Source organism: Oceanimonas smirnovii ATCC BAA-899, assembly GCF_000381965.1.
GTDB classification, from domain to species: domain Bacteria; phylum Pseudomonadota; class Gammaproteobacteria; order Enterobacterales; family Aeromonadaceae; genus Oceanimonas; species Oceanimonas smirnovii.
Map to the genome: position 1 here is coordinate 13,701 of NZ_KB908469.1, position 9,754 is coordinate 23,454.

The 9,754-nt window shown below is 48.8% G+C and carries 10 protein-coding genes; 5 read left to right on the plus strand and 5 right to left on the minus strand.

What is annotated here, in order from left to right:
* Positions 1-542: 542 nt before the first annotated feature.
* Together G364_RS16635 and G364_RS0114160 are read left to right on the plus strand one after the other, a co-directional pair.
* Positions 543-1,175 carry a type II toxin-antitoxin system MqsA family antitoxin gene (locus tag G364_RS16635; protein ID WP_019935803.1) on the plus strand — a complete coding sequence of 211 codons (633 nt, stop codon included), beginning with the start codon at positions 543-545 and terminating at the stop codon, positions 1,173-1,175.
* Positions 1,168-1,635 carry a hypothetical protein gene (locus G364_RS0114160; RefSeq protein ID WP_019935804.1) on the plus strand — a complete coding sequence of 156 codons (468 nt, stop codon included), beginning with the start codon at positions 1,168-1,170 and terminating at the stop codon, positions 1,633-1,635. Before G364_RS16635 ends, G364_RS0114160 begins: the two co-directional genes overlap by 8 nt.
* 201 nt (positions 1,636-1,836) lie before the next feature.
* Here G364_RS0114160 and G364_RS0114165 read toward each other — a convergent pair whose 3' ends face one another.
* The 4 genes from G364_RS0114165 to G364_RS0114180 all read right to left on the minus strand — a co-directional run bounded on the left by G364_RS0114165 (position 1,837) and on the right by G364_RS0114180 (position 6,465).
* Entirely contained in the window at positions 1,837-3,699 is a 1,863-nt protein-coding gene (locus tag G364_RS0114165) for a DEAD/DEAH box helicase family protein (RefSeq protein ID WP_019935805.1), read from the minus strand.
* Positions 3,699-5,699, minus strand: a complete 2,001-nt coding sequence (locus G364_RS0114170) for a DEAD/DEAH box helicase family protein (protein WP_019935806.1) — start codon at positions 5,697-5,699, stop codon at positions 3,699-3,701. Before G364_RS0114170 ends, G364_RS0114165 begins: the two co-directional genes overlap by 1 nt.
* Before the next feature lie 75 nt (positions 5,700-5,774).
* A complete protein-coding gene (locus G364_RS0114175) occupies positions 5,775-6,212 on the minus strand; it encodes a hypothetical protein (RefSeq protein WP_019935807.1) in 438 nt (145 codons plus the stop codon).
* Between the two features lie 43 nt (positions 6,213-6,255).
* Complete coding sequence (locus G364_RS0114180) at positions 6,256-6,465, minus strand: helix-turn-helix domain-containing protein (protein WP_019935808.1); 210 nt, start codon at positions 6,463-6,465, stop codon at positions 6,256-6,258.
* Positions 6,466-6,590: 125 nt separating this feature from the next.
* Between G364_RS0114180 and G364_RS0114185 the strand changes: the two genes are divergently transcribed.
* The 3 genes from G364_RS0114185 to G364_RS0114195 are packed head-to-tail and all read left to right on the plus strand — an operon-like array spanning position 6,591 to position 8,861.
* Positions 6,591-6,806, plus strand: a complete 216-nt coding sequence (locus tag G364_RS0114185) for a hypothetical protein (RefSeq protein ID WP_026344925.1) — start codon at positions 6,591-6,593, stop codon at positions 6,804-6,806.
* Between the two features lie 10 nt (positions 6,807-6,816).
* Entirely contained in the window at positions 6,817-7,995 is a 1,179-nt protein-coding gene (locus G364_RS0114190) for a site-specific integrase (RefSeq protein ID WP_019935810.1), read from the plus strand.
* Positions 7,992-8,861, plus strand: coding sequence for a TraI domain-containing protein (locus G364_RS0114195; RefSeq protein WP_019935811.1), 870 nt, complete (start codon positions 7,992-7,994; stop codon positions 8,859-8,861). The genes G364_RS0114190 and G364_RS0114195 overlap by 4 nt, the downstream gene beginning before the upstream one ends.
* Positions 8,862-8,961: 100 nt before the next feature.
* Here G364_RS0114195 and G364_RS0114200 read toward each other — a convergent pair whose 3' ends face one another.
* Complete coding sequence (locus G364_RS0114200; protein ID WP_019935812.1) at positions 8,962-9,495, minus strand: hypothetical protein; 534 nt, start codon at positions 9,493-9,495, stop codon at positions 8,962-8,964.
* Positions 9,496-9,754 lie beyond the last annotated feature (259 nt).

Consider the following 9,754-nt stretch of genomic DNA (forward strand, 5'->3'; position numbering starts at 1 on the left):
GGTCTGCGCAACCTAGCTAGCTTGTGGTACTCTACGGGAACTGAGATTCACGTGGCTAAACGATGTTAGCGCCATCAAATTTTTCATAGAATAACTGGAAAAAGTTACCATAATGGTAAACAATGTTAGTGCCTACCAAGGCCAACTACCTGGGCAAGGTGCTACAGATACTCAGCGCTTAATCCCAGGTCCAATCTACTCCGCAGCCGATGTGCTCGCGGTACTGTCTTCAGGGAGCACCATTCCATGGACAAGAGACTGCACAAGAGATTTGCAAGATCTAGCTTTTGATGATGGTGACATCCAAGAACTGATTCGAGCGGCTGTACAAGAAGGCTGCTACATCAACTCTCAATGGTGTGTTCAACGCCCCACTGGCCCTTGGGCAGCATGTGATGCCTACCAACTGAGCCGGCAGGAGTGGAATCAGTACGCACACAAAGAGTTGCGCGTTGATTACTATGTAAAATTTGCGATAGGCAAAACCGGCAAAATACTGCTCTTGGTTTCGGCACACATGCCTACGCGTTAGGAGGTCTACGATGGCTGCAAAATTATGCCCGATCTGTGAGTCGGGTAATCTGCATCCTCACAGTGAAATGGTCGAAGTGGAATTTATGGGGCACAAAGCGATGCGGCCCAGCCTCTACTCGGTCTGTGACGCCTGCGGTAGTGAACAGGCTACAGCAGCTGATCTGCGTCATAACAAGCGTGACACTATTGCCTTCAGAAAGACCGTTATGAAGCTTCTCACCGGCGCAGAAGTCAAAGCCCTGCGTAAGCAATGGGGCTTAACACAAGAAGAAGCCGCCCGAGTATTTGGTGGCGGCCCTGTTGCCTTTGCCAAATATGAGGTTAATGATGTTGTACAATCAGAATCTATGGATAAGTTACTGCGTGTTGCTCAAGCTTTTCCAGAAGTGTTAAGCAAGCTTAAGAAAGATGCGGGTGTTCAGGATATAAAGCCAGAGAGAGACCTGATTGGTGTCGGTATCATCGCACATGCAGCCTTTAAAGAGATTTTGAAAGATATTACAAACTCTCTTGATAACAATGAGGATGATGAACAGTGGAATCATACTCAGTCTGACGTATACAAGCTAGATGATTATCGACCAAAGAAAGAAGAAGTTAAAAATATTTTAAACTATCAGCAAGAGGCGGGCTATGCCTAATAAAGCTGACCAACAATTACAGCAAGCTATTGAGGCCTTGGCAATAGAAGATGTATATCTATATTCAAGCCAGGCCAGCTGCACAGATAACTTTGACCCGAAATATGGTAATGGGGTTATTGAGCTTAAGGTGCAACATATGCGCAAGCTCAAAGAAGTGCAGTTATTAACGCTTGATGATAAGCGGAAAATTTTACGTGTTCAGCTACAGCTAGGAACTCGACTGGTCAAACCAGTAGAAGCAACGCCAGTTGAGGTCATGGCTTTTATAGAAGCGACCTTTATTGCTGAATACGTTCTTAAAGGTGATCTCCCCGAGGACTGCATTCAGGCATTCGCCAATAAAAATGTCAGCTATCATATCTGGCCATATTGGCGCGAGTTTGTAAGTTCACAATGTGAAAAAATGCATCTACCTAGAATTGTGGTACCAACCATTCAAGTGCCACGGTCACAATAAATTACTAACGACAACATGAAGGTGGCTTTTGGCCGCCTTCATGTTTACTTGTCACTACCCTTCACTTTTCGCTTTCACCTAATCCTTTATTTTCACTAAGCTTATCACCTAGAAATAATGCGTCATATAAAAATTAAAGTTATATCAAAATCTTGCGTAGCTTTATTTACAAAAATAGAGCAGTGATAGTTTTTTCAGTTGTCAGTCAAAAACTGAACTGCCGCCCTGCTTTTCTTTACTTGGGGTTTCGTAAAAACATTCTGTCTTTTCACCCCGCTCAAACAGTATTGCAATACTGTTATCATTCTCAATGCCTAACTCGGCGCATAGCTCTTCCATCTCATACAGCTCTATGGCGCGTTTAAACTTCTCTACTTGAGCCGAGAGGTTATATACGCTAAAGATCACAGCATAAACGCTTTTATCTTCAACGCTTTCACCACCACCCGGATTGACCAGGGTTTCGTAATCAATATGGGTGCCTTCTTCCAGCTCTCTTAAATAGTGGAGAGTGCGATATCGCGCAGAGCTCATGCTATTGCTGAAATCATCAAAACTAACGCCATTAACCCACTGGGCTTTAATCCAGTTTCTATCACGCCCACGCAATGCTCGATTTGTTTTTATCACTGGCCCTTCATCGTCGAGCAAGGTGTCACGAATAATGTTAGCTGCCTGCTGCAACTGACGGTTTTGGGTAAATTGTTCAGGAGTGAAAGAATTAGAATCTAGCTGAAGGGGCACAATGGCCACATCACCAACCTGGTAGCGAGTTTGAGCTGCTAGCTCCTCGGTGTGTGGTGTTGCTTGTAGCGGAATGTCACTTAAACCACGGTCAAATCCCTGGATTTCATAGCGCTCACAAATACGCTCAAAAGTGCTGCGTATTGCCAAAAGATCTGGCTCAGAATTAGCGAGCTCTAGGTGTGCTAAAATTTCGCTATAGGCGCTAATCGCATCGAGGTTGGTAAAGTGCAATGCTTTGTTATTGTTATGATAACCGCAAGCACGGCCGATGTTGGCTTGTACTACAGCGGCGATATTGGCTACTGTGCTGTCCCAGGTGGCTAGCAGATGATGCTTCAGTGTTTGGCCAAAGTTGATGCCGGCTCTGAAGCTTGCCACGGTAATTGCAATAACCTTCTCATCAAAATCAATGGCGGCTTCACACTCTCGCTTAAACTCAGCCAATGAGGTGAGTTCAGTTTCATCAACGCCCTTTAAACTCTGTCCGATGATGAAAACCTGTTCAGGTGAGTAACCAGCCTTAATGCAAACATTTTTTGCCTCTTGGGCATTATTGGGAGGCACCCGTATCAGCGCCCAGCCAGGGCCTGAAAAGCTTTCTAAGTGTTGAAACAACTGCCGCCGCATTAGTGAGTCGTTACAAAAATTGCGTTGATCTGGTGCAATTTTGATGATCTGCCGGTCGTGGTGCATTTGGCGAATACCACGGTACTCAGCGCTGGCCTTATGAAACACAATAGCAGTGTTGAAGTTGTGTTTTAAGATGGAGTCTTCACCGGTAGAAAACAGTGCGCTGAACGGCGTTGCCGAGACAAAAACGACTTTACCCTGTAGGTTTTCTTGCTCAAGGTAGTTAAACACACCTTTATAGCGAATTGCCGACTTTGCCGAGCCATAGTGGCATTCGTCAATAATGATCAGTTTGGGTGGGTGTTGTTTAAAGTCGCGAGCAATTGCTGAGCGAAAATGAGTAAAGTTACTGACTACGGTATTGCGGGCGGGCAGGAGATCTTCTTGAGCTTGCTCAAGTAGGGCTGTATCCGCCATGGTAACCAGGTAGAGCACATCTTTCAGTTGCTGTTTATCGCATAGTTGCTGATCGTTCAGGCTGTTGCGTTGTAAACAGGCCAGAGCCAGGGCAATGCCGGATTTACCCGATTGCATTTCAGCGGCTAACACAACGGCCCTGGAGCCGCTGTTGAGTTTTTCAAAGGTTCTTTTTGCCGCTTGGTGTTGGTGCTCGAAGGTGTGTGCCGTCAACGCGCTGTTAACGCGTTGACGGTGTTTCTCGGCTTGGAAAGTGACTCCTGACTGCATTAGGCAAACACAACGTCAGGTATGCCAGTGAACTGGCTTTCATCGTTGACCGAGCCTTCAGACTCCGGCAGTTGGTTATGGTTGATTTTCGCCTGAGTGGTTACGTTATCGAATGCGCCCTGTGCGTATAACACCACAATGGTATTGTCTTCGGGCACCTCTAGCAGCGTTGCAATCTCTTTCATATCGGCTTCGCTCATTTGAGTTTTGGCCACTTTACGGCGAGATTGGTTATAGCGGCTAAAGATAGTAGCAGTGACAGCTTTGCTAGCTGAGTACTCGCCGTTACCTGGCATGACTACTTGGTTATATTCAAGTGGCTCGCCTGCTTTTAATGCTTCAATGAAATGCAGGGTGCGCTCTTTCATGGTACCCAGTTTCAGTGCTTTTTCCGGGTTATCATAGGTGTCGCCGTTAACCCATTGGGCTTTTACCCAGTTCTTTTGGGCACCACGCATGGCCCGATGGCCCTTAAGCCGCGGACCTGCATCTTTGAGGTACTCTTCACGAATAAGGTGCAGAGCTTTGATAAATTCACCATTCTTGGTGTATTGCTCGTAGTCTGGGGCTTCGTCAAGCAGTTGTAATGGCACGACCGCATATTCGCCGGTACGGTAAGTTTCAACATCGCCAATTGGACGACGTTTCTTGCGCTTGACGGTAAGGCCTACATCCAAACCCTGAACATTATGCTCATCACATAGCTCGTCAAAAAATTCGCGCAAACCATCAAAATTTGAAGCGCCAAACTCGTTAGTGTTCTCTTCTAAAAAGTTGAGCGAGTCAGCATAGGCTTGAACCGCAGGCAGGTTGGTGAAGTGCAGTACTTGGTGGTTACTGTGATAGCCACAACCACGGCCAATGTTTGCTTGCACAACGGCGGCTACGCTGGCGACAGTACTATCCCAGGTAGAGATCAGGGTGTTTTTCATACCGCCGAAGTTAATGCCTGCGCGACAACCTGCCACGGTAATAGCAATAAACTTCTCATCGAAGCCTTCGGCATTTTCGTACTCACGTTTAAAACGTTCAATCTCGGTTTGATCGTCTTTTGGGATCCCTTGCAGTGATTTACCGATGATAAAGATATTTTCTTCAGGCACGCCTTCGTTGATAAAGAACGATTTAGCATCGTTTACCGTACCTGCAGGCACGCGCACCAAAGACCAGCCATCGCCTTGGTGGGCTTTGAACTTGTCCATGAACTTATCGCGCGCTGACGAAGAGGTAGTAAAGTTACGTTCGTCATCCACCAGTGGCTGCACTAAGCCAGCTTTCAGCATTTCGCGAACACCGAAATACTCATCGCTAGTACGGTGGAACACCAGCTTGGTGCCAAAGCTTCTTCGTAGTATCGAGTTCTGGGCCGCTGTTTCTGCTTGTTGCTTCGCTTCCGCCTCCACAGCAGTATCACCGGCTAACTGCGCTTCTTCTGCAATTTCAATCGCCTCATCATAGGCTTGCTCGGCTGCATAGAGTGCGCCGAATGGTGTGGCAGATATAAAGACGATTTTACAGTCAGTGTTCTCTTCCAAGTAGTCAAACACACGGTTATAGCGTATGGCGTTGATGTTGGAGCCGTAGTGGCATTCATCAATGATGATCAGCTTGGGCGGGCAGCCTTTGAAGTGTGACTCAATATCGCTCTCGAAGCGATTGAAGTTGGTGACGATTGCATTCTTGGCGGGTTTAAGGTCATCCTCGGCTTGCTGTAGCAGCGCTGTATCCACCATGGTCAGCATATAAACAGTATCTTTAAGTTGAGCGCGATCAGTGATGGCTGCATCAGATAAGCTCAAACGTTGCAGGCATGCTAGAGCAACCGAAATACCTGATTTACCTGCTTGCATCTCAGCTGCGAGTACAACAGCGCGAGTATTGTCATCAAACGCATTAAAGGTCTTTTTGGCGGCTTCACGCTGATGCTCATGCATGCTGTCAGCATTTAGTGTGTCATGTACCTTGTCTCTCATTTTATCAGCGCGTGTCTGGGCAGACATAGTGAACTCCTTATCCCTTTTTATATTTTGAATAGCCCACAGGGGGATGCTTAACAGGCACCACCCTTTTCTTTATTAACCGGTGATCGGCTTCACCCGGGGAACGAAGCGCTCAGAAGCATCCTCCAAACCATCATACTCTACCCACTCTTTCAGCAGCGCCTGATTCAGATCGATAAATTTCCTGACGCGGTTGAGTAGGTCGGCCGGAGCATCCGCTTCGTTTCGGTACTCACTGCCTTGAACAGCGAACCAGTGTCCTTTTATCTTGTCTTCGGTCCCGATAGAAAAGACTTTCCTAGAAGCGCCCCATGCCTTACCTACGGAGACCTTGATACGATACGGGCTGTGTTGTCCGTCATCATCTGCACGTCCGCAATAAATGACAACACCCCCTATCCCTGTTCGCGTGGGTGATAGGTTAGCCATTTCAAACAGGTCGTAAGGAGCAAGACCCTCGACTTTCTCGAACTGCCGACCATTGTGCATCTTGTTCAAGTTATTCTGTGGCATACCCTACTCCCATACAAAAGCAAAAAGCTACGCTTGAATGCGTTTATGAGCTCGGCTTCTCCAGCTCAAACAGCTCCCCCACCTCTATCTCCAGATACCTGCACAGCTGTTCAATCACATCCAGCTCTACCCTGGTCGCGGTCTCGTTGTAGAGGCGGTGCAGGGTGTTTCTGTTGATACCGGTTTCCCGGGAAACCTCGGCAATTTTCTGCTTCCGTTCGCCCAGTATGCGGGACAGGTGGCACTTAATCATTTCACCTCCAAAGAGAAAAAATACCCACAGCAGTGATAAATGACTTGCAATGGTGCTTATGTGTGCTAATTTCTCTCCTGTAGGTCATTTTTGTTCGGTGTAGAGAAAAAAGCGAGGGTTTGATTATGGCACATACCTATCTCACAACTGAAGAGCTGTCTGCCCGTATCAAGTACGACGCGCGCACCATCCGCCAGTGCCTCAAGGATTCAGTGCTGTTCGAGGGCGTGCATTACATTCGCCCCTTTGGCGGCCGCAAGATCCTGTACATCTGGGAGCGGGTGGAAGAGTCCATGCTGCAGGGGGCATCCGCCCAGGATCTGATCCAGAGCATTCAGTAAGGAGGACGTTATGGGTGCAGTGAACGGCCGTGACGGCCGCCTTTATCTCGATTTTCGCTTCCGTGGCAAGCGCTGCCGGGAGCAGACCAAACTGGCTGATACGCCGGCCAACCGTAAAAAGCTCGGTAAGGTGCTGGCACTGATTGAGCAACAGATCCGGGCCGGCACCTTTGACTATGGCCATCATTTTCCCAACAGCCCCAAGGTGGAGCAATTCCGGCAACTGGAGGTACTGATCCGCCAAAAGGCGGTGGGCGGTGAAATGGACTTCGCCAGTTTTGCCGGCCAGTGGCTGGACGAAAAGCGGGTGGAGTGGCGCGACAGTCAGTATGAAACCGTTGAAGGCATTTTGCGCTGCCATCTGGTGCCGGCGTTTGGCGAAATGGCCATGGGTGCCATTACCAAAAGTGACATTCTGGCGTTACGCATGAAGCTGTGTCAGGCGAATGCCGTTACCGGCAAGCGGCTGTCACCGTCACGTATTAACCACATCATGACGGCTCTGCGCATGATCGTGAATGAGGCGGCTGAGCGGTTTGAGTATGAGAGCCCCTGGCGCAACATCAAGGCGCTGCCCATGCCCCGGGCCGAAGTGCAGCCTTTTACCCTGGAGGAGGTGCAACTGATTTTGTCACGGGTGCGACCGGACTTTCGGCCTTATTACACGGTGCGCTTTTTTACCGGCATGCGCACCGGCGAAATTGACGGCCTGACCTGGGACAACGTGGACTTTGCGGCGCGCAAAATCCACATCCATCAGGCGCTGGTACGGGGCAAGCTGGAGAAAACCAAAACCAGCAGCTCTTACCGCAGCATCGCCATGTCCCAGCGGGTGTATGACGCTCTGTTTGAACAGTGGGAGCAGACCGGCGAGAAAAGCACTTATGTATTCTGCGCCCGCAACGGCCAGCCGCTGAATCACCGTAACGTCACTCGCCGGGTGTGGTACCCCCTGCTGGAATGGCTGGAGCTGCCCAAACGCAACCCGTACCAGACCCGACACACGGCAGCCACTCTGTGGCTGGCCGCTGGTGAAAGCCCGGAGTGGATTGCTCGCCAGCTAGGTCATGCCAACACCAGCATGCTTTTCCGGGTCTATTCCCGCTATATCCCTAACCTGGTGGGCCGGGACGGTGCAGCCTTTGAGTCACTGCTGGATGAAGAGTTTGAACTGGAGGATGAAGCATGAATCCCATGGTAATGACACATCAACGGCCCCAACTACTGTGGGCCAGCCAGTTGTTTGACGATGGCGCGCTGGCGTCATGGCAGTTCAGCGCGCCGGCGTGGCACTGCTCCCTGTTGCTGTTCCCCTGGCAGATGCAGGGCGTATGTCCCGAGGGCCAGTGGGTGCTGGCTGAACTGAACGGCCAGGATGAACAATGTCAGCTTGGTTCGGTGCAGACGCTGCCGGCTGTGGTCGGCCGGCAGCAAGTGGAGCGTCAGCTGGCCTGGCTGCCCGAGCCGGAACAGTCATTGCTGATGGATGTGTGGAGCATGCTGGCGGTAATTGACGATAAGGTGTTGCAGAATTTCTTGCTGGATATTCTGTCTAATGACGCCATCATGGCTCCTTTTTGCCAAAGCCGGGCCAGCCACCGGCATCATCACGATCAGCGCGGTGGTCTACTGGCCCATAGCCATGAAGTGGCCATGACCGCAGCCATGCTCTGCAGCCAGTATGGTTTGGGCAAAAACAGCATCTGGGTGGCTTTTGTTGGCGGGTTGCTGCACGACATCGGCAAAATTCGGCTGTATTACAACGAGAATGCCGGTATCTGTGGGCAACATGAATCATTTAATTTCCTGGTGCTGGGGCAGCAGCTGGAGCAGCTGCGGCTAGCTTCGCCCAAGGTATTTGAAGCGCTGAGTGCCTGCCTCTCGATTAAGGTTGGACAGTATGCCGATCCCTACCAAGTGGCCAATATTGTGCGCATGTGCGACCGACTGTCGGCTGAGGTCAGCAATTGGAAAAATGCTTTTGCCCGGGTACCGGCGCACTTCTGGTATGCCCGCTGTCCACGGGATCAGCAGTGGTACAAACGGCTGGGGTAGGGAGTTATGGGGAGGAGAGGAACGGGCAGACTAAAAATCTGCCTGTTTTTATTTTTCTACAGAGTTAAGTTGACTTCTATTGAGCTTTTTTTAAGTGTTTTTAGTCTGTGACCTTTAATATGGTTTGATATTCAACCTTTACATCAATCCAGATGGAGCCAATTCTGAATATATTAGCCCAACCCAATTCAGTGCGATCGTACAGGCAATAATATAGCCAACAGTGATGTTCATGTTTCAAGGGGTGATCATAGAGCTGAAATTTATTGTGATTTACATTGTCAGCAATATTCCAAATTTCTCTTTTATGCTTTCCCATATGCTTGCCGGAGGCACATAGCTCTACTATGATATTATCATCTTCATCACTAAAGTATTGATCTTCATTGCTTAAAACAAATGTAACAACACACTCTAGCTCATAATCATTTACCCAGTCGTTTGGGTTATTTAATTTTTTCTGACAATCTTTTCTTAGTCTTGCCACTTCGCTGCCTATTTCCTTTTCAATGTCAGATAGCTGAGTATTCAATTTGAAAAGAAATTTTTTTTGTTCTTCAGAGAACTGTTCAGGCTCTATCGACCACTCCTCTATATATTGAACATATTCATCTCTCGAATTGCGGCATATCATGTATTCACCTTTTTAATTGAAGTCAGCTATTAGGCGGGAGCCACGATGGGATGGACCAGGGGAAGAGACTGGTTCTCCTATCTGGCTAACAGGTGATCGTCGCGTTGCTGTCAACTCGTGAACAACAACCACACGATTGCCTGACCCTGAAGGCAACTGCCCTGATTTCGGCTCTATGTCTTTTCGTTCCATTCTGACGTGTCAGGATGATAATTCAATTGAGTCTATTAAGTTTGCTCTGCTTTGCGGGAAAATATCG